At 62.5% G+C, this 22,830-nt stretch carries 24 protein-coding genes and 2 pseudogenes; 15 read left to right on the top strand and 11 right to left on the bottom strand.

Features of this window, described 5'->3' with window-relative positions; all coding sequences use genetic code 11:
• Window positions 1–73: 73 nt before the first annotated feature.
• On the bottom strand, window positions 74–1,246 hold the full coding sequence (locus tag AC3WWH_RS29480) for an ABC transporter substrate-binding protein (protein WP_058323237.1): 1,173 nt from the start codon (window positions 1,244–1,246) through the stop codon (window positions 74–76).
• Between the two features lie 366 nt (window positions 1,247–1,612).
• The gene (locus tag AC3WWH_RS29475; RefSeq protein ID WP_113399457.1) at window positions 1,613–2,923 is read right to left on the bottom strand and encodes an aspartate aminotransferase family protein; all 1,311 of its coding nucleotides are present in this window, start codon (window positions 2,921–2,923) and stop codon (window positions 1,613–1,615) included.
• Window positions 2,924–3,020: 97 nt separating this feature from the next.
• Between AC3WWH_RS29475 and AC3WWH_RS29470 the strand changes: the two genes are divergently transcribed.
• A complete protein-coding gene (locus AC3WWH_RS29470) occupies window positions 3,021–3,869 on the top strand; it encodes a LysR substrate-binding domain-containing protein (protein ID WP_058323235.1) in 849 nt (282 codons plus the stop codon).
• Window positions 3,870–3,887: 18 nt separating this feature from the next.
• Here AC3WWH_RS29470 and pdxR read toward each other — a convergent pair whose 3' ends face one another.
• On the bottom strand, window positions 3,888–5,321 hold the full coding sequence (pdxR, locus tag AC3WWH_RS29465; protein WP_113399456.1) for a MocR-like pyridoxine biosynthesis transcription factor PdxR: 1,434 nt from the start codon (window positions 5,319–5,321) through the stop codon (window positions 3,888–3,890).
• A 79-nt stretch (window positions 5,322–5,400) separates the two neighbouring features.
• Between pdxR and AC3WWH_RS29460 the strand changes: the two genes are divergently transcribed.
• Entirely contained in the window at window positions 5,401–6,132 is a 732-nt protein-coding gene (locus tag AC3WWH_RS29460) for a pyridoxamine 5'-phosphate oxidase family protein (RefSeq protein ID WP_058323233.1), read from the top strand.
• 38 nt (window positions 6,133–6,170) lie between these two features.
• Here AC3WWH_RS29460 and AC3WWH_RS29455 read toward each other — a convergent pair whose 3' ends face one another.
• Window positions 6,171–6,392: a substrate-binding domain-containing protein gene (locus AC3WWH_RS29455; protein ID WP_058323232.1), complete on the bottom strand. Its 222-nt coding sequence runs from the start codon at window positions 6,390–6,392 to the stop codon at window positions 6,171–6,173.
• 200 nt (window positions 6,393–6,592) lie between these two features.
• Here AC3WWH_RS29455 and AC3WWH_RS29450 point away from each other — a divergent pair.
• Both AC3WWH_RS29450 and AC3WWH_RS29445 read left to right on the top strand, forming a co-directional pair.
• Window positions 6,593–6,724, top strand: a pseudogene (locus tag AC3WWH_RS29450) (ABC transporter permease); the annotation flags it as partial.
• A 188-nt stretch (window positions 6,725–6,912) separates the two neighbouring features.
• Complete coding sequence (locus AC3WWH_RS29445) at window positions 6,913–8,397, top strand: MDR family MFS transporter (RefSeq protein WP_113399455.1); 1,485 nt, start codon at window positions 6,913–6,915, stop codon at window positions 8,395–8,397.
• 161 nt (window positions 8,398–8,558) lie between these two features.
• On the opposite strand, the gene AC3WWH_RS29440 is transcribed toward AC3WWH_RS29445, so the two are convergent.
• A complete protein-coding gene (locus AC3WWH_RS29440; protein WP_113399474.1) occupies window positions 8,559–9,545 on the bottom strand; it encodes a cyclase family protein in 987 nt (328 codons plus the stop codon).
• 115 nt (window positions 9,546–9,660) lie between these two features.
• Between AC3WWH_RS29440 and AC3WWH_RS29435 the strand changes: the two are divergent.
• The 8 genes and pseudogenes from AC3WWH_RS29435 to AC3WWH_RS29400 all read left to right on the top strand — a co-directional run.
• A pseudogene (locus AC3WWH_RS29435) lies at window positions 9,661–9,789 on the top strand (LysR family transcriptional regulator); the annotation flags it as partial.
• Between the two features lie 142 nt (window positions 9,790–9,931).
• On the top strand, window positions 9,932–10,558 hold the full coding sequence (locus AC3WWH_RS29430) for a substrate binding domain-containing protein (RefSeq protein WP_492377359.1): 627 nt from the start codon (window positions 9,932–9,934) through the stop codon (window positions 10,556–10,558).
• Between the two features lie 182 nt (window positions 10,559–10,740).
• Window positions 10,741–11,529, top strand: a complete 789-nt coding sequence (locus tag AC3WWH_RS29425; protein ID WP_058323229.1) for a DUF899 domain-containing protein — start codon at window positions 10,741–10,743, stop codon at window positions 11,527–11,529.
• A complete protein-coding gene (locus AC3WWH_RS29420) occupies window positions 11,526–11,795 on the top strand; it encodes a hypothetical protein (RefSeq protein ID WP_058323228.1) in 270 nt (89 codons plus the stop codon). Before AC3WWH_RS29425 ends, AC3WWH_RS29420 begins: the two co-directional genes overlap by 4 nt.
• Before the next feature lie 268 nt (window positions 11,796–12,063).
• Entirely contained in the window at window positions 12,064–12,450 is a 387-nt protein-coding gene (locus AC3WWH_RS29415; RefSeq protein WP_492377358.1) for a hypothetical protein, read from the top strand.
• A 155-nt stretch (window positions 12,451–12,605) separates the two neighbouring features.
• Window positions 12,606–12,926 (top strand): FliM/FliN family flagellar motor C-terminal domain-containing protein, encoded by a 321-nt coding sequence (locus AC3WWH_RS29410; protein ID WP_113399453.1) that lies wholly within the window; start codon window positions 12,606–12,608, stop codon window positions 12,924–12,926.
• Between the two features lie 268 nt (window positions 12,927–13,194).
• The gene (locus AC3WWH_RS29405) at window positions 13,195–14,961 is read left to right on the top strand and encodes a peptidoglycan D,D-transpeptidase FtsI family protein (protein ID WP_492377357.1); all 1,767 of its coding nucleotides are present in this window, start codon (window positions 13,195–13,197) and stop codon (window positions 14,959–14,961) included.
• A gap of 237 nt (window positions 14,962–15,198) precedes the next feature.
• Window positions 15,199–15,966 carry a 3-hydroxyacyl-CoA dehydrogenase gene (locus AC3WWH_RS29400; RefSeq protein ID WP_058323225.1) on the top strand — a complete coding sequence of 256 codons (768 nt, stop codon included), beginning with the start codon at window positions 15,199–15,201 and terminating at the stop codon, window positions 15,964–15,966.
• Between the two features lie 66 nt (window positions 15,967–16,032).
• On the opposite strand, the gene AC3WWH_RS29395 is transcribed toward AC3WWH_RS29400, so the two are convergent.
• On the bottom strand, window positions 16,033–16,644 hold the full coding sequence (locus AC3WWH_RS29395) for a helix-turn-helix transcriptional regulator (protein WP_082640932.1): 612 nt from the start codon (window positions 16,642–16,644) through the stop codon (window positions 16,033–16,035).
• A 167-nt stretch (window positions 16,645–16,811) separates the two neighbouring features.
• Here AC3WWH_RS29395 and AC3WWH_RS29390 point away from each other — a divergent pair, with 167 nt between their 5' ends.
• From AC3WWH_RS29390 to AC3WWH_RS29380, 3 genes are all read left to right on the top strand, one after another.
• The gene (locus tag AC3WWH_RS29390) at window positions 16,812–17,420 is read left to right on the top strand and encodes a superoxide dismutase (protein ID WP_058323223.1); all 609 of its coding nucleotides are present in this window, start codon (window positions 16,812–16,814) and stop codon (window positions 17,418–17,420) included.
• 152 nt (window positions 17,421–17,572) lie between these two features.
• On the top strand, window positions 17,573–18,169 hold the full coding sequence (locus AC3WWH_RS29385; protein ID WP_063891505.1) for a flavin reductase family protein: 597 nt from the start codon (window positions 17,573–17,575) through the stop codon (window positions 18,167–18,169).
• A gap of 30 nt (window positions 18,170–18,199) precedes the next feature.
• Window positions 18,200–18,532, top strand: coding sequence for a tetratricopeptide repeat protein (locus AC3WWH_RS29380; RefSeq protein ID WP_058323222.1), 333 nt, complete (start codon window positions 18,200–18,202; stop codon window positions 18,530–18,532).
• A 67-nt stretch (window positions 18,533–18,599) separates the two neighbouring features.
• Here the strand turns inward: AC3WWH_RS29380 and AC3WWH_RS29375 are convergent, their stop codons facing one another.
• The 5 genes from AC3WWH_RS29375 to AC3WWH_RS29355 form a co-directional block, all read right to left on the bottom strand.
• A complete protein-coding gene (locus AC3WWH_RS29375) occupies window positions 18,600–19,880 on the bottom strand; it encodes a TRAP transporter large permease (RefSeq protein ID WP_058323221.1) in 1,281 nt (426 codons plus the stop codon).
• Window positions 19,881–20,402: a TRAP transporter small permease gene (locus tag AC3WWH_RS29370; RefSeq protein WP_058323220.1), complete on the bottom strand. Its 522-nt coding sequence runs from the start codon at window positions 20,400–20,402 to the stop codon at window positions 19,881–19,883.
• 81 nt (window positions 20,403–20,483) lie between these two features.
• Complete coding sequence (locus AC3WWH_RS29365) at window positions 20,484–21,461, bottom strand: TRAP transporter substrate-binding protein (protein ID WP_058323219.1); 978 nt, start codon at window positions 21,459–21,461, stop codon at window positions 20,484–20,486.
• A gap of 129 nt (window positions 21,462–21,590) precedes the next feature.
• Window positions 21,591–22,463: an amidohydrolase family protein gene (locus AC3WWH_RS29360; protein WP_492377356.1), complete on the bottom strand. Its 873-nt coding sequence runs from the start codon at window positions 22,461–22,463 to the stop codon at window positions 21,591–21,593.
• 1 nt (window position 22,464) lies between these two features.
• The coding region (locus AC3WWH_RS29355; RefSeq protein WP_492377355.1) for an enolase C-terminal domain-like protein at window positions 22,465–22,830 on the bottom strand (366 nt) is incomplete at its 5' end.

The following is a 22,830-nucleotide window of genomic DNA, read 5'->3' as shown; positions in this document are numbered from 1 at the left end:
GGCTTCGTTCATGGGCGCCGCCGATCAGCGCATCATCGGTGTCGGCGGGCGCTGTGCGCCCGCCCCAACCTGCCTACTTCAGCGCAGCGAGACCGGGGTCGCCCTGCTTCTCGAAGGTCTGGATTTCCTTGTTGTAGTAGGTGCCGTCATCAGCCTTGGCGACTTCGCGCAGGTAGATGTTTTGCGTGATGTGGCGTGATTCCGGATCGATCGTCACGGGGCCGCGCGGGCTTGTCCAGGAGAGACCCTTTACGGCCTCCACTGCCTTGGCCGCATCCTGCTCGCCACCGGTCGCCTCGATCATCTTGTAGATGACATGCATGCCGTCATAGGCACCGACCGAAGGGAACGAGAGTTCGGCCGGGTTGCCGATCGCCTTGCCGGCTGCTTCGACGAAGGCTTTGTTCTCAGGCGAGTCATGCGAAACCGCGTAATGGAAGGTCGTCTGGATGCCGAGCGCCGCCTCGCCGAGTGCCGGCAGGTCGGATTCCTGTGTCAGGTCGCCGGGGGCGAAGAACTTGATGCCGCCGTCCTTCAGGCCGTTCTCCTTGAAGGCCTTGACGAAACCGAGCGTCGTCGGACCGGACGGCAGGAAGGCGAACACGCCCTCGGCGCCCGAATCCTTGATGCGCTGCATGATCGGCGAGAAATCATTGGTCGCGAGCGGCATGCGGATCGCCTCGACCACCTGACCGCCGGCCGCTTCGAAGCCCGCCTTGAAGGCGTTCTCGGCATCGACGCCCGGGCCGTAATCGCTGACGACCGAGATGACCTTGGAAACGCCGGCGTCCTTCGCGACCTTGGCGATCGGCGTCGAGGTCTGCCATGTGGTGAACGAGGTGCGCACGACGAGCGGGCTCTTCGTGACGATCGCCGAGGTTGCCGCGTTCATGATGACGAGCGGCACGTTCGCCTGGGTAAGGAGCGGCGTTACCGCCATGGCATCCGGCGTGAAGTAGAAGCCGGCGAGATATTGCACGCCTTCTTTCACCACCAGTTCCTGTGCCAGCGCCTTCGCCTGGGCCGGATCGGCCTGCGGCACGTCGCGATAGATGATCTCGATATCGTCGTCGCCGACCTTGCTGCCGTTCAGCGACATATAGGCATCGATGCCAGCCTTGAAGTTCTTGCCCTGAAGCGCGAACGGACCGGAGAATGGACCGACAACACCGATCTTGATCGTGTCGGCATAGGCCGCGCCGCTCATTGCCAAAGCCGCGATCGCAGCCAGAATCATCCGTTTCATGTTTCCTCCCTGCGACGCCGATCGCTCCCGAACCCGCATCGTCCTCACAAACCCCGTTGATTTGATAGGCGTCAACTTGCCATGCCAAACGGTGATGTAAAAATGAAATATGGGGCCAAAATCATAATCGTGGAGTTATGTTTCCTGCGAGTTCGGGTCCAGCCGCCAGGCGCGTATTTAACGGCGATGCGCGCCACGTCGACGAAAACAGAATGACGACGCCGCCCCTATCGGCTGCAAGGTCGCGTCCATGATGGCTTTGGCGCTATGCTTCAACCTGCCAACGGGACAGGCCAACCCGCATCAGGTTTCCGATGCGGGTTGGCGGTATCTTGGGATGAAACGAAAATCTGCACGCGAGCGCGTTCAGCCGGCACGCATGGCCGCGTCGATGGAAGCCGACAGGATCTCCAGTCCGAGATCGATCTCTCCGTCCGAAACGGTCAGTGGCGGAGCGATGCGAAAGACGCCGCCCATCCCGGGAAGCTTGACGATGTTCATGCTGAGACCGCGCCGCATCGCCTCCTCCATGACCCTGGCACCCAGATCGAAGCCCGGAGCCTTCGTCTGCCGATCAGCGACAACTTCGAGCCCAAGGAGAAGGCCGCGCCCCCTGATATCGCCGACGCATTCGAACCTTTGTTGAAGCGACAGGAGACCCCTGCGCAGCAGCTCGCCGCGCGCGATCGCCTGTTCGACCAGGCCGTCACGTTCGACCACGTCGAGCACCGTTACGCCGACCGCCGCTGGCAGCGGATCCGAGACGTGGGTGGTATAGAAGAGGAAGCCCCTTTCATGGGCCCTTTGCTCGATCTCCGCCGTCGTCATGACGGCGGCAAGCGGCAGCCCGGCGCCCAATGTCTTCGACAAGGTGAGAATGTCGGGCGTCACGCCGTCACGCTGGAAGGCGAACATATGCCCAGTCCGGCCGATGCCCGTCTGGGCCTCATCGAGGATCAGCAGCATGCCCCGTTCCTCGCACTTGCGCTTGAGCGCGGCGAGGTAGCCCGGCGGAAGTTCGAGGATCCCTCCGCTCGAAAGGATCGGTTCTGCGATGAACGCCGCGAGGCTGCCCGTCGACTGCCGGTCGATCAACGAGAAGGCATCGTCGAGCTCCGTTTGCCAATCATTGCTCCCATCCGGGTGGGTGAACCGCGGCCGGTAGGCGTTCGGCGCCGGGATCACGAACGAGCCGGCGGCGGCGGGACCGTATCCCTTTCGGCCGGCGCTGTAGGTCGCCGAGGCGGCGGCCCCCGTCATTCCGTGCCAGCTCTGCGCGAAGGCGACGACCTCGTGGCCGCCGGTCACCAGCTTCGCCATGCGAATGGCCGCCTCGTTCGACTCAGCGCCCGTTGTCAGAAGCTGAACCCGGTCGAGCCCCGGCGCAAGCGCGGCAAGGCGCGTGGCGAGCTCGACGACGGGCCGCGACAGCATGCCGCTGAAGAGATGGGCGACCGTCCGCATTTGCCAGTCGACGGTCGCAACAATGTCAGGGTGAGTATGGCCGAGAACACCGCTCATCTGTCCGGAGGTGAAGTCCAGAACGGCGCGACCGTCCGCATCATAGACGAAGCTTCCCTCCGCGCGTTCCACGATGATCGCCTCGAAACCGGGCCCATAGCGCGTGAGATGTTTGTTGGCGGAGGCCCAGAAAGCAGGATCGGAATTCAGCGACATCAGATTGCTCCTCGTTGGCGGTTCTCAATGGCTAGTGGGAGTTATGGCCTCATGCAAATTGATAGTATTCCGCTCCGATATTGGATATTTTGATATCATGAGAAATCTCGATCTTGCCTTGCTTCGAAATTTCGCCGTCATCGCGCGGGCGGGCTCAATCAGCCTTGCCTCCCTTCAGGTCGGGCGAACGCAATCGACGCTCAGCATGCAGATGCAGCGTCTGGAGGACTTTCTCGAGCAGGCGCTCTTCCATCGCACCGGATCCGGCGTACGGCTGACCGCGGCCGGTGAAAAGCTGCTGGCCCATGCCGAACATCTTCTCGCCGGGCACGATGAGATCTTGGCGGAGATGGAAGGCAAGGGTCTCAAAGGTTCCGTGACCCTGGGGTGCCCGGAAGATTATTCAATCGCCTTTCTCCCAGGGATCATCGAGCGCTTTCTCGATCAGCACCCGGAGGTCGAATTGCGCATGGTCTGCGCACCGACCACGGAACTGCGCCCAATGTTGCTGCGGCGGCAAATCGATCTGGCGCTCGTGTCAATTGCCGATGTTTCAAACGGCGAGACCATTCGCACCGAAGACTTCGTGTGGGTCGGCAAGGCTGCAGAACCGGAGATCCTCGACCGTGTCTCCCTGCCCTTAGCCTTGTCAGCCCCGACGACGCTCGACTACCGGGCAGCCTGCGACGCGATGGAGGCCGTCAATCGTCGGTACCGCGTCGCCTTTGCGAGCAACAGCCTTGCCGGTCTCATCGCATTTGCCCGATCCGGCCATGCGATCAGTGTTCTAACGAGAACCGCCGTCCCCTCCGACCTGCACGTCATTTCGGCCGGATTGCCGAAGCTCCCGACGATCGGCATTGCGCTCGAATTTGCCGAACTTCGCCCGTCATCCGCGGTGAAGGCACTCGCGGACCACGTAAGAACCGTGTTGCCCACCATTTGAAGGTGTCGCGTGGGGTGGTCACCACCGAGAGCCGTCGGCCAGTTTGAGCGCGGTGGTTCCCAGGCGCGTGGCTGCCGCCCGCAGCGCACCGGTTTCATATCCTGAGAACCCGAGGATGAGGCCTTCGGCGTCGCGTCGCTCCATGAAGGTTTCGGACAGAAGCACCGCTTCGATTTTCGCTTCCGCCCGGATCAATTGCGACAGGCCCGGCGCGAGCCCGTCGCGCGGCCGGACGATCATGTGAAGGCCCTGTTCCGGGACATCCGGGCACAGTGTCCCCCGGGATGTGGCGTTGACAATTTCAGTCAGTTGATCGCGGGCGACACGATAGCGCCTCTGGCTCTTGCGCAAATGGGACGCGACCGATCCATCCGCCAGGAGATCGGCCACGGCGTTCTGCAGGAAAACCGGCATGAACCGGTCGAAGGCGGCGCGACGCGCCAACACCCGTCCCAATGCGCCTGGAGGCACCACCACGTAACCCAGCCGCAACCCCGGAAACAGCGTCTTGGCGAAGGTCCCGAGATAGACGACGCGGTCCGGCGCAAGCCCTGCCAGTGCCGTCAGCGGAGGACCTGAATAGCGGAACTCGCTGTCGTAGTCGTCCTCGAAGATCCAGACGCCAGTCGCGTCAGCCCAATCGATCAGCGCCACACGTCGGTCCATCGCCATTTTCACACCGGTCGGAAACTGGTGCGAAGGGGTGACATAGACAGCCCTGGCGCCAGGGTTTCGTGCAAAACCCGCTGCAACATCGATCCCTGCCCCGTCGACCGGCACCGGCACAAGCCGCACACCTGCTGTCATCAGTGTCGAGCGCGACACGCCATAGCCGGGCTCCTCGACCCAGGCACAATCTCCCGGCGCAAGCAGTGCGTCGACGCACAGCCTCAGCCCGTGCTGGGTGCCGCTGACGATCACCACACAGCCTGGATCGCAACGGATGCCTCGGTTGACGGCCAGGAAGTCTGCGATCTGTCGGCGCAAATGCAAGCTGCCGCGTGGGTCGCCATAGGCAAGGTCGTCGACGCTCGCTTCCGCGATATGACGCCGGGTGGCCGCAGCCAGCCGCGCAAGAAAAGCCGGCTCCACATGGGTCTGGCCGAGAGCGAAGGGCGGCCGGCCGCCAAAGGCCAGCGGGATATCCGGTGCCGTTGCAATGGATGGCGGTGTCGGCAGGCTGGACGAGACATAGGTGCCCGAGCCGTGGCGGGCCTCGATCAGTCCGTCGCTCGCGAGATGCTCATAGGCCGCAACGATCATATTGCGGCCTATGCCAAGTTGGGCGGAAAGCTCGCGGCTCGACGGCAGACGGGAGCCGGGCGCCAGCAAACCGTCGACGATAGCGGCACGCAACCCACTGTGGACCCGAAGCGCATGGTTGCGGATCGAGCGATCAAGTTCGATCGGCGGGAAGGCCGATCCCTGTCTTGGAAGAGAAGTGGTTGGCATGAAGATTACAAAAGTGGACCTATTTCAAACCAGTCTGCTCATGCGAACCTTCAGGATGCAAGCCTGAAAGGAACCAGCCGTGACCGAACATTCCACGCCCGCCTACCCCGTCGATACGGTCAACCGCGTCAAGCGCCGCCATGACCGTGGTTTCTACGACCACGAGACGGTGCACAGGCTGCTCGACGCGGCGGCACTCGCCCACGTCGCCTATGTCATCGACGGCCAACCCTTCTGCACGCCGACGCTCTTCTGGCGTGAAGGGCGGCACCTCTACTGGCACGGCAGCAGCGCCAGCCGCATGCTGCGCAACCTGTCGGCGGGCGAGCCGGCCTGCCTGACCGTCACACACCTCGACAGCCTCGTGCTTGCCCGCTCCGGCTTCAACCATTCGGCCGATTACCGCTCGGTCATGGCTTTCGGAACGGCCCGCCTGGTCGAGGACCAGGAGGAGAAACTGCGTGCCCTGACGATGATGGTGGACCGGCTCTTTCCGGACCGCACCGCGACCCTGCGCCCGAGCACTGCTCAAGAGATCAAGGCGACCGCTGTCATCGTCATGGAAATCGAACGGGCCTCAGCAAAGATCAGGGCCAAGGGTATCGCCGACGATGAGGAGGACTACGATCTGCCTGTTTATGCGGAGCGCCTTCCCGTGCACACCGTTCTGGGCGCACCCGAACCCTGCTCGCGCTTGCCGCACGGCGTCGCGCGGCCCGAGACGCTTTCTCCCTATCGATTGGGTCGCCCGCTGGAAGAGGCGCTAACGGAAGCCTACATCGCCGCCTATGCCAACGAAGCGGACGACTAACGACGCTCTATCCTGTTTCCCGAAAGCGTTGCGCCGCTCTATCGCTTTGCCTGCGCGGCCCGGGCGGGCCAGCCGGAGGTGGTTTCGCGAACCACCAAAGGCCCGTCGACCTTTATGGTCATCGGACGCATGTGTTTTCCGTGGATCGCCATGTCGATCAGGATCTCGGCGGCCCTCTGTCCCATCTCGTAGTTCGGCAGCACCAGCGTCGAGAGCGGCGGATGGGTGTAGCGCGCCAGTTCCTGGTCGTCGTAGCCCATGACCGAAAGATCGGCGGGTTCGGCATGGAGAGCAGGTCCAGCCCGGCCTCGTAACCGCGTAGTGGCAGCCAGTCGCCATCGCGCACAAGCGTCTCGTCGAAGGCGATGTCGGCGGAAGCGAGCGCCTGCTTATAGCCTTTCAGGCGGTCCATGGCCGCGTCCATCCAGCTTTCACCATTGACTTGTGACCGAGGGCCGTCATCCTGAACTTCGAAAACGGTCTCGGCTGGATTTCGCTCTCCGCCTACTGGCAATCGGTCATCCGCGGCGCTTTCCTGCTCGTCGTGGTCGTGCTTCAGGCCAAGCTGATGGCACGGCACCGAAGTGCCTAGCCCGGTCGCCCCGCAGACTGCCTCGCCCGCCAGATCCGTCTCACGAGGCGGCTCGGTCGACCCCGCTTTGCTTCCCCCGATCATCAGGCGGCGAGAAGCTCCCGGTCACTCGGACGGTTGACTATCGCGCGCCCAAGCATTCTGAATGCCTCTCGTCAAAGTGGAAATGACTGCATCGGGCCACCCGCATGAATGAGATACGTCACCCTAGTGAAACGACCGCGACGGCGGCCTCTCTCTCGGAGCCGGAGAAGAACGTCATCATCGGGGGAGTCCTTCTCGCGATGCTTCTGGCCGCACTCGACCAGACGATCGTGGCACCCGCCATGCCTACGATCGGCAAGACCCTCGGACACAGCGACTATCTGCCCTGGGTCGTGACGGCCTATCTCCTGACCGCGACGGCCATGGCTCCCCTTTATGGCAAGATCTCCGATATTCACGGGCGACGGCCGACGATCTTCGCCGCCGTGATCATCTTCCTTGCGGGATCGCTGATAAGCGCGCTGGCGCCGAACATGCTGACGCTGATCATCGGCCGCGCGGTCCAGGGCCTGGGTGGCGGCGGTCTCTTCGCCCTCTCGCAAACGGTGATCGGCGACCTCGTCCCACCACGCGAGCGCGCACGCTATGCCGCTTGGATTTCCGGAACGTGGGCCGTAGCAAGCATCGCCGGGCCGCTTTTGGGCGGCACCTTCGCCGAACATCTCCATTGGTCGTTGATTTTCTGGATCAACATCCCGCTCGGCCTTGCGGCCCTGGCGATCATCAGCAATCCGTTGAAGAAACTGCCTGTTATAACCAGGGCGCACCGGATCGATGGAGCAGGCGCCACATTGCTCGTCGTCGCGACCGCGCTTCTGCTGCTGGCGCTGAATTGGGGCGGCAGCCGCTATGCATGGCTTTCGCCGGCGATCGCCGGTTTGCTCGGCTGTTCGGCGCTTCTCTGGGGTGCGTTCGCCTTGCGCCTTCGGCGCGTGACCGAGCCTCTGATTTCGCTCGAAGTGCTCAGCAATCCGATCGTGCGTTATGGAACCCTGGCGATGTTTCTGGCGCAGGGCGCCAATGTCGGCCTTTCAGTCTACCTCCCGGTCTACGCGCAATCGTTCCATGGCCTCTCCGCCGGTGGCTCGGGGCTGATCATGCTCGGCCTGTTGCTTGGCACCGTGTTCGGAGCAACGACCAGCGCGCGGACGATACCGCGCCTCGTCCACTACAAGCGAATGGCACTCGTCGGCAGCATCCTCAGCTTCCTCTGCCTGGCGGCGCTCGCCGCTCTCGCCGGGCGAACAACCCTATCGGTGCTGGTGCTATTGACCTCGGGCGCGGGCTTCGGCTCCGGCATGACGTTTCCGGTCGCGACCATTTCCGTGCAAAACGCCGTCGACCAGGCGCATCTCGGCGTGGCAACCGGCGTCCTGACCTTCCTGCGATCGCTCGGCGGCGCCCTTGGTGTCGCGATCCTCGGCGCGATCGCGCTCGGCAATGGCCTACCGCTGGGTGGTGAAGCCATTCAGGCGATCAGTGCCACGACCGCCTCGGCACTGCCATTCGCCTATATTTTTGCCGCTTGCACCGCGGCGATGGTGCTGTCGCTCGCGATGTTCCATCTGATGCCGGAAAAGCCGCTGCGCGGCCGCGCCGAAACAGAGATACCCGCCGCCATCGATTAGTGGCACCGCAGAAAGCGCGCGGGCGTTTACCAATCGGTGAGACAGGGCCTGATTTCAGATCGCGCGATGACAGAGCGAAGGCGCCGCGGAGTTGCCGCGGCGTCTTCGTCGTTTGATCATTCGGCTGGCTCTTCCTCTCAAGCAAGAGCATTCTGGAAAGGCTAACGCAGCGGGAAGGCGACAGGACGGATCGGTGCGGCATCGGCCCCGCGGAACTTGAGGGATGCGCCGACGAAGGCGAACTCGTAGATCCGGTCCTTCGACAACTCTTCGAGATTGATGAGCTCGATGATCGGCGCGCCCTGTTGGGCCAGCAGATAGGTGTGAACCGGGATGTAGTTGTTTTCGGTTTCTGCCGGAAACGCTTCGAAGCTCAGGTTGTCGGCACCGACGGCCATGGCGCCGCCATCTTCGACCAGGAACTTCGCCGCATCGATGCTCAGCCCGGGCGGGTTGCTCATGTAGGCGGACTTGTCTTCGTAGTGCTGCATGCGCCCCGTGCGGATCAGCGCCACGTCGCCTTGCTGGAGCTTGACGCCCTGGCTGTCGAGCGCCTCCTGCAGGTCGTTGCGGGTAATGCGGTAGTTCTCCGGCAGCATCTGCATGCCCTTCGCCGCCGCGACATCGATCAGGATGCCGCGCGCAACGATCGGCGGCAATTTCTCCGCGCCGGTGACGGTCCAGCCTTGGTCTCCGAGGTGATCGGCTGCCGCATAACCGTTCCATATCTTGCCGTTCAGGCCGAAGTGGTTCAGCGCATCGATATGCGTGCCCATATGCGCGTACATCGAAACGGCCGAGCCAGAGTAACTGACGTGCTGGTTCATCTCCTTGCCGACCTTCATCGGATCAGAAACCGTTGTGCCGTGCGGCGTGTGGGTCATCCACATCTGGTATGGCGGGTCGCCGGCCGCCTCCCAGCTTGGCATGCCGATGAAATACTCCACCGCGAGGTCGTAGGACTTGGCACCCTCGATGCGCGACAGGATCGCAGCCCGCGAAGCGGGCGTAATCAGGTTGAGGCGCCCGATCTCGTCCTTCGGCCCCCAGGGGCTCTTGCCGACGTCCTGCGCGAAGGCCGCGCTCCCCAGCAATCCGGCCACGAGAGAGACTGCCACTGTGCGGCTGAACGTTGCGGTGTTGAACATGGTGAACTCCTTTTTCTGCATTGCCTGAACATCAGGAAGCTGAGCTCACCGTATTGCTGGCGGCATTGCGAATAATCAGCGATAAGGAGAATAGATATTTTACTCTGGAGAAATTATGGATCTGCTGGCGGCCATGCGGGCGTTTCGGCGCGTCGTCGAGCTTCAAAGCTTCAACAGGGCGGCCGAAGAGCTCAGACAATCGAATGCGTCGATCAGCAAGCAGATCCGGCAGCTCGAGCAACGTCTCGGCACCGTGCTCATTCTGCGCACCACCCGGCGCATGAGCCTCTCAGAGACCGGGCGTGGTTACTTCGCCGAGTGCTGCAGGCTCCTCGACGAACTCGACCAGTTGGAGCGTTCGACATCGGGCGAGGCCGGAGAGATCAATGGCCGGCTGCGGATCAACGCCCCCCCTCTCTTTCGGGCTGACGGTCCTTGCGCCGATGCTCGCCCGCTTCATGGCGCTGCATCCGCAGTTGAAGGTCGACATGACGCTCGACGATCATGTGCTCGACGTCGTCTCGGAAGGGTTCGATGTCTCGATCCGCGCGCGCACAGCACTTGCGGATTCATCACTGATTGCCAAGCGGCTCGGCGAGGTCGAACAAATCATCTGCGCCGCGCCCACCTATCTGTCGGCCAGGGGTACGCCGGCAAGCGTGAGCGAGCTCAAGAATCACGATTGCCTCAGCTACCGGCTCGCCGACCAGCCGGGAAGCTGGATCATGGAAGGTCCCGACGGCACGGCGAGCATCGAACTGCCGGCACGCTTCGTCGTCGACAACAGCCTGATGCTGCGTGAGATGATCCAGGCCGGCATCGGTATCGGCGCCCTGCCATCCTTCATCGCCAACCCGCTGCTCGCCCAAGGCAAGCTCGTGCGGATCCTGCCGCAACACAAACTTGCTGAGCGCGGCATCTATATCGTCTATCCAACCAATCGATTGCTGCTGCCGAAGGTAAGGGCCTTTGCCGATTTCTTCGCCGGCGAGATCCGGCTGGCCGGGCTCTAGGACGGAAAGGTCGCCGGCCCACACGCCCCCATCGCGCCGCCCGAATGAATACCGTCACAGTTGTTACTCCCGCCATTTGATCCACGGTGCCAAACTACTCTCGATGACGGCGCGATGACCTGCATCCCGGCGCTCTCGCCCGTGCGACGCAGGCTTCGTCTAAAACGAGGAGATTGAAAGCCATGACCAAGACAGTCGAGAATGCAACCGACCAGCCCACCATGCAGAAGCCGCAGGTGGTCTCACAACAGGCCTGGGAAGAAGCGCGACAGAACCTGCTCGTCAGGGAAAAGGCACACACGCATGCTCGCGATGCGCTTGCTGCAGAGCGCCGGCGCATGCCGTGGATGGCGGTCACGAAGGAATATGTCTTCGAGGGCCCCGAGGGCAAGGAAAGCTTGCTTGACCTCTTTGCCGGCCGGCATCAGTTGATCGTCTACCGCGCCTTCTACGAGCCGGGCGTCTATGGCTGGCCCGAGCACGCCTGCCGCGGCTGCTCCATGGTCGCCGACCAGGTTGCCCACCTTGCCCATCTCAACGCCCGTGAAACCACTCTGGTCTTCGCTTCGCGGGCGCCGCAGGCGGATATTGCCAGGCTGAAGGCGCGCATGGGCTGGACGATGCCGTGGTACACCATCACCGACAGCTTCGACCTCGATTTCGGCGTCGACGAGTGGCACGGCCACAACGTGTTTTTCCGCGACGGCGATCGGCTGTTTCGTACCTACTTCATCAACAACCGCGGTGATGAGCAGATGGGCGGCACCTGGAATTATCTCGACATCACGCCGCTCGGCCGACAGGAGATCTGGGAAGACTCTCCCGAAGGCTATCCCCAGACGCCGACCTACAAGTGGTGGAACTGGAACGACAGCTATGTCGAAGGCGCCGCACCCGATCGGCGCTGGGTCGAGGTCTCGGACGCCGGCGAGGCAGCGATGCGAAACCAGGACGCGGGCTCGGTGCGATGAGCGCGAGCCTCTCTGCGAGCGCGCGGGAGGTCCACCGGACGGCAGCACGGAGGGCGGCCGATGGGCTCGCCCTCGCGGCGGCGCCGACCTTCGCGCTCATGGCGATTTCGACCGGCGCATGGGGCGCCGACGTCGGACAGATGTTATGCGCCGGCGAGCAGGGACTGCAGATCGGCGGGATGACCGTGATGTACATCTTCATGAGCGTCTTCCACCTGACCCCATGGCTGCGGCTCCTCCAAACCGGCAAGCGCGAAGCAGCCTAGAGGCGGCGGGTCGACATATCCCCTAGCAAGGCACCGTATCGGCCCTACTTGAAGGCGAAGTGGGGCAGATGTTGCAGACACTCAAAAGGTGTGGAAACGACCAGGACCATATGTCCCTGATATCGACGAATGGGCATGCTGTTGATTCTGAGAGGTCGTGACCTCTTTGGATTAGAGCAGAGAACGGCTTCCGCAACGCAAACCCGGCCGCCCACCAACAGCATTGTCTGTAACGGCTGCCGGGTAGTGCCGCGCGAGAACGGTTCCGATGGCAGTATTTGATCGAATCGGGAAAACGAACTTGAGTGTTGCAACACCTCAGCCGACGCCAAAACGTTTCAAGCTGCGCCTGGTGCCGTCGCTGGTCGGCGCCCTCCTCTGCGCCGCCGCCCTTGCGTCGTCGCTATACTATCTCGTTGGTCCCCAAAACGTCCCCTCGGAAGTGGCGGCGATCGATCCGTCAGGGGCTCCGACAGGTGCAGGCGCTTCCCCGAACCAGCCGAGCTTCGAGATCCTCTACAGCAACGGTGATCAGGGTCTGATGGTGTACGAGGGCTACGTCTATGTCGTGCGACTCGGTGACAAGTTGCCGAACGGCCGTCGTATGATCGGTTTCCAAAAACGGGACGGAAACTGGAACGCGGTGACGCTTTGAGGCCTTCTGCCGGGCGCGCGTTGTGGATGTTAACTGTTTGTTAACGCTCCCTTGCAAGGCAGGAAGAACCCCCATTTAGCCACGGTTGCCACCCAGGGCGAACTGGCGCAACTCTTTGTTAAAGAGTCGTGAATCAGTGCTTTGGATGGTGCAGAATGATTAACAAGAAGCTACAGGATGAGTTGGTCGAGCTCCATGAGAGACCTGAGCTCGAGAGCCGCTCGGTGATGAGCGAACGGGCGGTCCAGGGCATCCCCCTGGCGATCGAGGCGGTCATCGGCCGCGCCAGGCTGACGGTCTCTCAGATTTCAAAACTCCACCCTGATGATACGATCCATCTCGACCGCGATTTCGGCGATCCGGTCGAACTCAAGGTCAACGGCATGGTCATCGGCCGAGGGGAAATCGTCTATGACGAATCCAGTAACGCCGTCGGCATCAGGATTATCGATATTTCGCCGATCGCGCAGCGCTAGTTTCAACGTCGCGCATTCCGCGCCGGAGAGACGCGGAGGCCCTTTTCTTCCGGCGTTGACCCGGTCTCCACGCGGTTCTCCGTCGATTGCCTGTGGATCAACAACCAGAACGCGCAAGAGTTAATAGGTTGTTAGGACATACCGAACAATTTTAGCCACACAGGCAAAGCCTATCCTCTTTTAATTCGCGTCCGAGAGCCTTGTTCGGTGTGCCGGCTGGCAGACCGATCCCATGGCTTCGGGTGGCTTAGATCTGGATGCGTTCGGAATGACATTGATCTCTCTCGCCGTCCGGCTGAAAAGCCGGGCACATTTTTCCCTGAAACGAAACGTCAGTGGCAAAAGCGGAGCGGTCGTCGGCATCACCTTGGGCCGGAGAACGCAGGCAAGGCAACGGCTTGGCATCATCATCGCCGGCTTTGCCCTGATCTTTCTGGTGATCATGGGGCGACTGGTCCAGTACGGACTGGAAAGACCTGTCGAGACGGCGTGGATCAACGACACCAGCCACGCTGTGGCCTCCCGCCCTGACATCGTCGATCGGCATGGGGAACTGCTGGCGACCGACGTCAACATGGTGTCGCTCTATGCCGAGCCGCGAAAGATCGTCGATGCGGACGAAGTCGTCGAGAAGCTCGCGACCGTCATTCCCAATCTCGATTGGCGCGATACGCACCGGAAGCTTCGATCCGGCACCGCCTTCCAGTGGTTGCGGCGACAACTCACGCCGCGACAGCAGGCGGACATATTGACACTCGGCATTCCCGGCATCGGCTTCCGGCCGGAAAAGCGGCGCTTTTATCCGGGCGGATCGACGGCCTCGCATATCCTCGGGCATGTCAACGTCGACAATCAGGGCCTGCAGGGCATGGAGCGCTACATCGATCAGCAAGGACTTGCCGATCTCCGGGCGGCGGGATTGACCGGCAACACCCCGCTCGAGCCGGTCAAGCTCTCGATCGACCTTCGCGTTCAGAGCATCGTTCGGGAAGCGGTTGCGCGCGCCATGATCGATTACCAGGCGGAAGCCGCCGGTGCCGTGGTCTTAGATGTGGACACCGGAGAAGTCATCGCGATGGCTTCGGTGCCCGACTACGATCCGAACCAGCCTTCGCGCACGCTACCGGATGGCAATATCGACAAGGAATACGAAAAGGGCTGGTTCAACCGGATGAGCAATGCGACGTTCGAGATGGGCTCGACGTTCAAAAGCTTCACCCTGGCAATGGGACTGGACGCCGGCAAGATCAGCCTCAACTCCGTGGTCGGTGCGTCGCGCCCCATCCGCATGGGCGGCTTCACCATCAAGGATTTTCGCGGCAAGTATCGCCCCCTCACCATTCCCGAGGTCTTTCAGTATTCATCCAATATCGGAACCGCCGCGGTCGCCGATCTGGTTGGCATCGAGGGACATCAGGCCTTTCTCACCAGGCTTGGGCTCCTTTCCAGGATGGAGACCGAGCTGCCGGGCGTGGCAACGCCCACGCAGCCCCGGAGCTGGAAGAAGATCAATTCGGTGACCATATCCTTCGGACACGGCGTTGCGACGACGCCGCTGCAAACCGCGGTCGCCGCGGCCGCTCTGCTGAACGGCGGCACCCTGATCTCTCCGACGTTCCTTCCGCGATCCTCCGAGACGGCGAAGGCACAGGCTCAGCAAGTCCTGCAGCCGACGACGAGCGCCGACATGCGCTACCTTTACAACCGCAACGGCCAACTGGGCTCCGGCCGCCACGCCCAGGTGCCCGGCTTCCATGTCGGAGGAAAGACGGGCACGGCGGACAAGGTCATCAATGGCCGATACGCCACAAACCTCAATTTCAATGCCTTTCTAGCGGGCTTTCCCATGGATAACCCACGCTACATCGTCCTTTCGATCGTCGATGCACCGCTGACGGGCGAGAGAGGCGGCCGTCAGGCAGCGCACACAGCGGCGCCCGTCGTCCGGGAGATCATCAGTCGCGCCGGTTCCTTCCTCGGCGTCCAACCCCGCTTTGGACCCGAGCGCGAACCGCACCTGGTGGCGGACTTCTAAAGCGGTTTGCGGAAAGGAGGCGGTGACGCGGACCGGGAATGGACGCATCGCCGCACCCGCCACCCTTGGCTTCATGCCTCAGCAAGGCTATGTCCATGTCCTGCAGCGCCGCGCGTCTCGTTAGGCGCGCTAAGGTCGCTGTAGCACTTTGACGTGCTGCATGTTTTTGCCCTTTGATCGGGCACGATTAAAGGAAACATGCACGAACGACACGATCCGGTACGGGAGGAGCCTCAGATGCTGATCGATGGAAAAGTCTTTATCGTGACCGGTGGCGGTTCGGGCCTCGGCGCAGCCGTCGCGCGGCGACTGCATGGCGAGGGTGCCCGTGTGGTTCTTGCCGACGTCAACGCCGAGGCCGGCCAGAAGATGGCCGAGGAACTTGGCAGCAACGCCCTCTTCCAGAAGACGGATGTCACCAACGAAGCGGATGGCGCCGCCGCCGTTGCAGCGGCACTGGATCGCTTCGGCCATCTCCATGGACTGGTGAACTGCGCCGGTATCGCGCCGGGTGAAAAGGTGCTCGGCCGCGACGGCCCGCATCGCCTCGAAAGCTTTTCGCGCGCGGTCGGCATCAACCTGATCGGCACCTTCAACATGCTGCGGCTTGCCTCCGAGGCGATCCAGCGGGAGGAGCCCGGTGAGGACGGCGAACGAGGCGTGATCGTCAACACCGCATCGGTTGCCGCGTTCGACGGCCAGATCGGCCAGGCCGCCTATGCGGCGTCCAAGGGCGGCGTCGTCGCGATGACGTTGCCGGTCGCCCGTGAACTCGCGCGCTATGGCATCCGTGTCGTCGCCATTGCTCCGGGCATCTTCGAAACGCCGATGATGGCCGGCATGCCGCAGGAAGTGCAGGATTCGCTCGGCAAGAGCGTGCCCTTCCCGCAGCGCCTCGGTAAACCGGATGAATTTGCGGCCCTCGTGCAGCACATCTGCGAGAACCGCATGCTGAACGGCGAAGTCATCCGCCTTGACGGTGCGCTGCGCATGGGCGCGCGCTGACAGGATGAGCACCGGCGCCGCGCTCGTATTCAACCGGGCGCGGCGCCACGCCTTTACCAAGGCAGATCAGGCGGCTTGATCGACCATCCTGACGACATAGGCGCAGCGGCGGGCGCCGGCGAGGATGTGCTCGGCGCGCTCGACCTCGACCCCGGGGCCAAGCACTGCACGGAACACGCTCAACTCCGCCCGGCAGAAGCCCTGGCAGCTCGTCGCAGCGGCGCAGATCGGACAATGGTTCTCGACAAACAGCAGCGTGCCGTCACCGGGATCCTCGTAAGCCGCCATATAGCCTTCCTGAGATCGCAACCGCACTAGTTCGTCCACCCGCTCGCGCAGGCTCTCCTTGTCACTCATCGCCGCGCTGTAGTTCTCCCGCGTCTCGTTCTCCCGTGCCGCGATCAGCCGATCGATCGCCACCTCGCCGAGCGTCTGCCGGATCGTCCTCAACAACTGGACGGTCAGTTCCGCATGCGTATCGGGAAACTCAGCGTGGCCAAGCGCGGTCAGCCCCCAGAACTGCGATGGACGGCCGACGCCTTTCGCCTCCGACCAGGACAGGACGAGACCATCTTCGGCGAGGCGAACCAGCTGTTGCCGTACGGCCTCACCGGTAATCGTCAGACGCTTGCCGAGTGCCGTCGCCGTTTGCGGGCCATACAGCTTGAGCGCCAGCATGATGCGCTCTCCCGGCGTGCGGCCGCTGCTTTGCTCCGGATTTAACAAGTGATCGCTTGACATATTCCTGCACGCAGATTTACAAAGAATTGTCTTGCTAAATACACTCTCATCCATTCGCAGACAAGTGATCCGTCGAGAGTGTCCCCCCCGCAAAGGAATTGATCATGGCCTTCGAACTTCCCGCCCTTCCCTATGCACCCGCAGCACTCGCTGAAAACGGCATGAGCGCCGAGACGATCGAATTCCACCACGGCAAGCACCACCAGGCCTATGTCACGGCGCTGAACGGCTTCGTCGAGAAGGACGCATCGCTTGCCGGCCTGTCGCTCGAGGAGATCATTCGACTCAGCCACGGCAAGGCGGAACTGGCGCCGGTCTTCAACAATGCCGGCCAACACTGGAACCATATCCTCTTCTGGAAAAACCTTTCGCCTCAGGGTGGCCAGATCCCAGGCGCGCTCGAAAAGAAGATCACCGAAGACTTCGGCAGCGTTCAAGGCTTCAAGGATGCCTTCAAGGCCGCCGCCACCGGCCAGTTCGGCTCCGGCTGGGCCTGGCTCGTACTCGGCCCTGACGGCAAGCTCAAGGTGACGAAGACGGCCAACGGCACCAATCCGGTCGCCACCAACGAAGGCAAGGCTCTGCTCGGCCTCGACGTCTGGGAACACGCCTATTACATCGACTACCGCAACCGCCGGCCGGACTACACCTCGAACTTCCTCGACAAGCTCGCCAACTACGAGTTTGCCGAAGCGGAATTGAAGTCCGCCTGACCAGCCGATGAGCACCGCGAGCCGGAACCGGCTCGCGGATCGGATGGTCAGAGAATTTGCGACGGCCCTCTCGCCCCCGCCTGCACCTGGGCGTTCGCAAACCCCGTGGCGTCTCCCCGCCGCCACGGGCTACCTCAGTTGGAACAAGACCCATGCGCCAGACATATTCGCTCTCCGTCGATATCGACGCCCACGCCGACCTGGCCGTGTCGAAACCGGAGTTCGCCGACACCCTGTCGCATCTCGCCGCTACCGTCTGCGTGGCAAGCTCCGGTAGGGGCGCCGATAGTCTCGGCCGGACCGTGACCGCCACTTTCTCGCTCTCCGCCAACCCGCCATCAATCGTCATTTCGATCAAGACGGACAGTCCGCTCGCCACATTGATCGCCGCTGAAGAGGGGTTCTCGCTGGCCATGCTGGCTGAGGGGCAGGAACTGATCGCGGATGCCTTCGCCGGCAAGATCGAAGCGTCCAAGCGTTACCTCGTCGGCATCTGGGCCGACTGGCCGAGCGGACGACCAAGGCTTCTCGGGGCCGCCGCTGCGCTCGACTGCGTGCTCAGCGCGTCGATGCAGGTCGGGGACCACACGCTGTTCGTCGGAACAATTGTCGCAACCGAGACTTCCACCCATGCCGACCCCTTGATCTGGAGCCGCCGGCGATATCAGTCTCTCGACAGGGCGAGATCGTTGCCGGCGCCGCCGGGCAACGGACATGCGGTCCTCGCCCCAACCAAGCCTGCGGCCTGAATCGGCGATCGTGTAGGAGGAACGCCAGCAATGCGGCAAGTGCTCGAAAAGCTCTTACAAGACGGCAAGGATGACGCCCTGCTGCGCTTCACGCTCGGCAGCATCTGCCTTCAGGAGGCGGATCTCGAAACCGCACTTGCCCATGTCGAGCGGGCAATCGCCTTCGACCCGGACTATTCGGCAGCGTGGAAACTGCGCGGTGCCATCTTGCACAAGCTCGCCCGGTTCGAAGAGGCGATCCAGGTCTGGCGCGAAGGTCGCGTTGTCGCCGAACGGAAGGGCGATCTGCAGGCGGCAAAGGAGATCGGCGTTTTTCTGAAACGCTTGGAACGCCAGTGCATCGCTGCGAACCGGAACGAATAGCCGACCCATCGCGGGGGTAGACCGGGCCGGCAGTGATGCCGAGCCCGAAAGCATCGAGACCGTCAACTCACTTGAAGACCGACGGCAGCCAGAGCGACAGGGCCGGGATGTAGGTGACCGCCATCAGCACCGCGATGCTGGCGCCGAAGAACGGCCAGATGGTGCGCATCGCCTCGCGAATGGAAATCCCGCCAACGGCACAGCCGACGAACAGCACCGTGCCGACCGGTGGCGTGTTGAGCCCGATGCCGGCGTTGAGGATCATCACCACGCCGAAATGCACCGGATCGATGCCGAAGGCCTTCACCACCGGCAGGAGCACCGGCGTGCAGATGATCACCATCGGCGCCATGTCCATGAAGGTGCCAAGGAACAGCAGGATGATGTTGATGACAAGCAGCACGATAATCGGGTTTTCCGAGATCGCGCTGATCGCGCTGATCATCAGCGCCTGCACCTGCAGGAACGCCATCAGCCAGCCGAAGGACGCCGCCATGCCGATGACCAGAAGCACCATGGCGGTGGTGCGCACCGCCCCCATCACCGCCTCGACGAAACCCGTCCAATCCAGCTCGCGGTAAACCAGCATGGCGACGAGGAAAGCATAGAGCACGGCGATGCAAGAGCTCTCGGTGGCGGTGAAGACGCCGGAGCGTACGCCGCCGAAAATGATTCCGATCAGCACGATACCGGGGAATGAGGCGAGCAGGTAATAGAAGACCTTGGAAAATCCCGGAAACGGCTCGGCCGGATAGCCTCTGCGCCTTGCAACGATATAGGCCGTCACCATCAGCGAAAGCGCAAGCAGCAGGCCGGGAATGATGCCGGCGGTAAAGAGATCGGCGACGGAGACATTGCCGCCCGCCGCGATCGAATAAAGGATCATGTTGTGCGACGGCGGCACCATCAGCGCGATGATCGCCGCATTGACCGTGACGTTGACGGCATAGTCGCGGTCATAGCCGCGCTTTGCCATTTGCGGGATCATCAGGCCGCCGACCGCCGAGGCATCCGCCACTGCCGAGCCGGAGATGCCGCCGAAGAGTGTCGAAGCGACGATGTTGACCTGGCCGAGACCACCGCGAAGGTGCCCGACGAGGCCGGCGGCAAACTGGATCAGCCGGTTGGCAATGCCACCGCGCACCATGAGGTCGCCGGCAAAGATGAAGAACGGGATCGCCATCATGGCGAAGATGTTCATGCCGGAATTCAACTGCTGGAACACCACCACCGGCGGCAGGCCGAGATAGAGAACGGTGGCGAAGGAGGCGATGCCGAGGCAAAACGCGATCGGCGTGCCGATGAACATCAAGAGGGTGAAGACCCCGAAGAGGATAGTGTAAGCCATTCAGGCCATCTCCTGCACGACGACATCTGCGGCGACATCGACACCCAGAACCAGATCGATCAAACGCTCGGCGGCAAACAGGGCAATCATCACACCGCCGACAATGAGCGGAAAAAAGTCGACCCCTCCCGGCCAGCCGAGAACGGGAATGGTGGCCGTCCAAGTGCCGACGCAAAGCAGCAGGCCGTAATAGGCCATGGAAGCGCCGAAGATGACGATCAGGCCAAGGCTCATCAGGTCCATGGCCATTTGCACTGAAGGCTTCATCACATGACGGATGACATCGAGCCCGAGATGCACACTTTCGCGCACGCCGACGGCGGCACCGAGCATGATGAACCAGGCCATGAGATGAAGGGCCAAGGGTTCAGACCAGCTTGGCGAGTCGTTCAAGACGTAGCGGGCAAAGACCTGCCAGCCGACGATCAACGTCATAGCGACCATGCCGGTGCCGGCGATATAGAGCGACGCGCGGCTTAGCGCTCCGAGAACCGGGCGCATCGCCCGCATGAAACGACGCATGTCTCTTCCTCCTCCGCAAAAGCGATCAATGGACAGTTGCGAAAGCCGGCTCCATTCTCGGAGCCGGCCCGCCGTCTGCTGTCACTTGACCGCCTTCACCCGCTCGAGAAGGTCCTTGAGCTTCGGGTCGCTGACGAACTGGTCGTAGACCGGCCCCATGGCGGCGGCGAACTCTTCCTTGTTGACCTTGATGACGTTTGCAGCGGCGGCGCGAACCTTCTCTTCCGAGACTTTTTCGCGCGCGCTCCACAATTCGCGCATCTTGCCGACGGAATCCTTTGCCGCCTGGCGGATCAGGCCCTGGTCATCGGCGGAGAGCTTGTCCCAGCTCATCTTGGAGATCACCAGGATTTCCGGATTGAGAGAATGTTCGGTGAGCGAGTAGTTCTTGGCCACCTCGAAATGACGGGCGGACTCGTAGGACGGCCAATTGTTCTCGGCACCGTCGACGACACCGGTTTCAAGCGACGAATAGACCTCGCCCATCGGCATCGGCGTCGGGTTGGCGCCGAAGGCCTGCATCATCGCGATCCAGAGGTCGGACTGCTGCACGCGGATCTTCAGCCCCTTGAGATCGGCCAGTTTCTCGATCGGCTTTTTGGTCGTGTAGAAGGAACGGGCGCCGGAATCGTAGAAGGCGAGACCGATCAGACCGTGCGGCTCGAAAGCGGCGAGAACCTCCTCGCCGATCGGGCCGTCGACCGTCTTGTGCATGTGCTCGGTCGAGCGGAACAGGAATGGCATGCCAAGGACCATCGTCTCCTTGACGAGGTTGTTGAAGGGCGCCGCATTGACCCGGTTCATGTCGATGACGCCGAAGCGGGTCTGCTCGATCGTGTCCTTCTCGCCACCGAGCACGCCGTTGTTCATGACCTCGATCTTGATCCGGCCGTTGCTGCGCTCGGACAGCAGCTGCCCCATGTACTTCACGGCCTCAACCGTCGGATAGCCGTCCGGGTGGATGTCCGCCGAACGCAAGGTGATTTCCTGCGCCTGCGCCGCTGTGCCGGCAAACGCCAGCCCCATTGCGACGCAAAGCATGCCTGCAATTTTCTTCATCGTTTCCTCCTCCACTAATTGTGCTTCGGCCTCTCCCAAGGCCGAGTTGCTGCCCGTCCGGGCCGGCATGCGAAATCTCATGTCCTTGGGCCCGACAGGGAGCCTCCCGGCTCCGGCCGCGGGTCGAAGTCACGCCGCCGCGAAGGCCGGCAGCTTGAACAGGTGTTCCGGGTTCTCAACGAGGGCCAGATGCTTTGCCCGGTCGTCGGCAAGCCAGCCGAGCACCAGTTCGGCAAGCCGCGCGTCATCGGGATAGTCTTCCGTTTTCCGGATCATGTTGTGCGGCCAGTTCGAGCCCCAGATGATGCGTTCCGGGGCATGGTCTGCGATCCTGCGCGAAAAGGCGGCCACGTCCTCGTAGGGCCATTCCGCTCGCGAACTCTCGTAGACCCCCGCGAACTTGAACCAGACATTGCCCCGATCGATCAGCTTCAGAAGTGCTGCAATCTCCGGCCCATCCGGGTCGACGCCGGCGAAGAACTTGCCGTGGTGATCGAGCACCCAGCGTGAACGGATGCGCTCCAGCCGCGGCAGGTGGTCGAGAATCCTATTGCCATCGAACTGCACGGCGATCATCCAATCCGCCGCATGTGCACGCGCGTCGACCGCTTCCAGTGCATCGAGCCCCACCGCGCCACCGGGCAGATCCATGATGCGTGCGCCGACGGCGCCGGATGCGCTCAGCGCGTGCATGTCCGCATCGGACGTGGTTTCGTCGATGACGACGACGGCCCGCGCGGCGGCGCCCATTGCGCCGACACAGGCAAGCGTGTTGGCGTTGTCCCGCTGGTGGGCATTGCCCTGGGTGATGATCACCCTGTCGATACCGAGCCAATCCATGACCCCGCGATAGGCCGTGACGTCTGGCAACGGTTCAGCCGGTAAAGGCGGACCGCCGGGAAGCGACGGAAACCCCGGCAGATACATGTGCATTTGGGCATCGACCGTGCCCTTCGGCAGACGGGGTTCAGGAGGACAGCCGGAGAGGGTGCGCTCGATCATCTCAAGCCTCGGGCATCTTGAACTGGGCGAGCGCACCGCGATCGATCTCGATGCCGAGGCCGGGCGAGTCGGGGATGGCAACGACACCATTCACGGCTTCGATCGGCGTCTTCAGCACCGCCTGGCGGAAGGGATTCTCCGTCCGGTCGAACTCCATGATCGGCTCGATCGGGTTCACCCGCACCGGATCTGGCGTCATCGCCGCCATGAACTGTAGCGCAGCGGCAAGATGCACGCCGGTACCCCAGACATGCGGCACGATGCGAACGCCATGCAACGTCGCAAGACTTGCAATCTTCGCCATCTCGGAGAACCCACCGCAGCCGCAGAGATCCGGCTGCAGGATGTCGACGGCGCGGCTCTCGAT

This window comes from Ensifer sp. EB106-03-01-XG145 (assembly GCF_058792075.1).
This window is presented reverse-complemented; position numbering and strand designations above follow the sequence as displayed.

What these genes read in the sequence shown, in the direction of transcription:
- AC3WWH_RS29480 (WP_058323237.1), bottom strand. Translation starts at nt 1,246, where the DNA reads ATGAAACGGATGATTCTGGCTGCGATCGCGGCTTTGGCAATGAGCGGC.
- AC3WWH_RS29475 (WP_113399457.1), bottom strand. Translation starts at nt 2,923, where the DNA reads ATGTCGCTGAATTCCGATCCTGCTTTCTGGGCCTCCGCCAACAAACAT.
- AC3WWH_RS29470 (WP_058323235.1), top strand. Translation starts at nt 3,021, where the DNA reads ATGAGAAATCTCGATCTTGCCTTGCTTCGAAATTTCGCCGTCATCGCG.
- pdxR (WP_113399456.1), bottom strand. Translation starts at nt 5,321, where the DNA reads ATGCCAACCACTTCTCTTCCAAGACAGGGATCGGCCTTCCCGCCGATC.
- AC3WWH_RS29455 (WP_058323232.1), bottom strand. Translation starts at nt 6,392, where the DNA reads ATGGGCTACGACGACCAGGAACTGGCGCGCTACACCCATCCGCCGCTC.
- AC3WWH_RS29445 (WP_113399455.1), top strand. Translation starts at nt 6,913, where the DNA reads ATGAATGAGATACGTCACCCTAGTGAAACGACCGCGACGGCGGCCTCT.
- AC3WWH_RS29440 (WP_113399474.1), bottom strand. Translation starts at nt 9,545, where the DNA reads ATGTTCAACACCGCAACGTTCAGCCGCACAGTGGCAGTCTCTCTCGTG.
- AC3WWH_RS29430 (WP_492377359.1), top strand. Translation starts at nt 9,932, where the DNA reads ATGGCCGGCTGCGGATCAACGCCCCCCCTCTCTTTCGGGCTGACGGTC.
- AC3WWH_RS29425 (WP_058323229.1), top strand. Translation starts at nt 10,741, where the DNA reads ATGACCAAGACAGTCGAGAATGCAACCGACCAGCCCACCATGCAGAAG.
- AC3WWH_RS29420 (WP_058323228.1), top strand. Translation starts at nt 11,526, where the DNA reads ATGAGCGCGAGCCTCTCTGCGAGCGCGCGGGAGGTCCACCGGACGGCA.
- AC3WWH_RS29415 (WP_492377358.1), top strand. Translation starts at nt 12,064, where the DNA reads ATGGCAGTATTTGATCGAATCGGGAAAACGAACTTGAGTGTTGCAACA.
- AC3WWH_RS29410 (WP_113399453.1), top strand. Translation starts at nt 12,606, where the DNA reads ATGATTAACAAGAAGCTACAGGATGAGTTGGTCGAGCTCCATGAGAGA.
- AC3WWH_RS29405 (WP_492377357.1), top strand. Translation starts at nt 13,195, where the DNA reads ATGACATTGATCTCTCTCGCCGTCCGGCTGAAAAGCCGGGCACATTTT.
- AC3WWH_RS29400 (WP_058323225.1), top strand. Translation starts at nt 15,199, where the DNA reads ATGCTGATCGATGGAAAAGTCTTTATCGTGACCGGTGGCGGTTCGGGC.
- AC3WWH_RS29395 (WP_082640932.1), bottom strand. Translation starts at nt 16,644, where the DNA reads ATGCTGGCGCTCAAGCTGTATGGCCCGCAAACGGCGACGGCACTCGGC.
- AC3WWH_RS29390 (WP_058323223.1), top strand. Translation starts at nt 16,812, where the DNA reads ATGGCCTTCGAACTTCCCGCCCTTCCCTATGCACCCGCAGCACTCGCT.
- AC3WWH_RS29385 (WP_063891505.1), top strand. Translation starts at nt 17,573, where the DNA reads ATGCGCCAGACATATTCGCTCTCCGTCGATATCGACGCCCACGCCGAC.
- AC3WWH_RS29380 (WP_058323222.1), top strand. Translation starts at nt 18,200, where the DNA reads ATGCGGCAAGTGCTCGAAAAGCTCTTACAAGACGGCAAGGATGACGCC.
- AC3WWH_RS29375 (WP_058323221.1), bottom strand. Translation starts at nt 19,880, where the DNA reads ATGGCTTACACTATCCTCTTCGGGGTCTTCACCCTCTTGATGTTCATC.
- AC3WWH_RS29370 (WP_058323220.1), bottom strand. Translation starts at nt 20,402, where the DNA reads ATGCGTCGTTTCATGCGGGCGATGCGCCCGGTTCTCGGAGCGCTAAGC.
- AC3WWH_RS29365 (WP_058323219.1), bottom strand. Translation starts at nt 21,461, where the DNA reads ATGAAGAAAATTGCAGGCATGCTTTGCGTCGCAATGGGGCTGGCGTTT.
- AC3WWH_RS29360 (WP_492377356.1), bottom strand. Translation starts at nt 22,463, where the DNA reads ATGATCGAGCGCACCCTCTCCGGCTGTCCTCCTGAACCCCGTCTGCCG.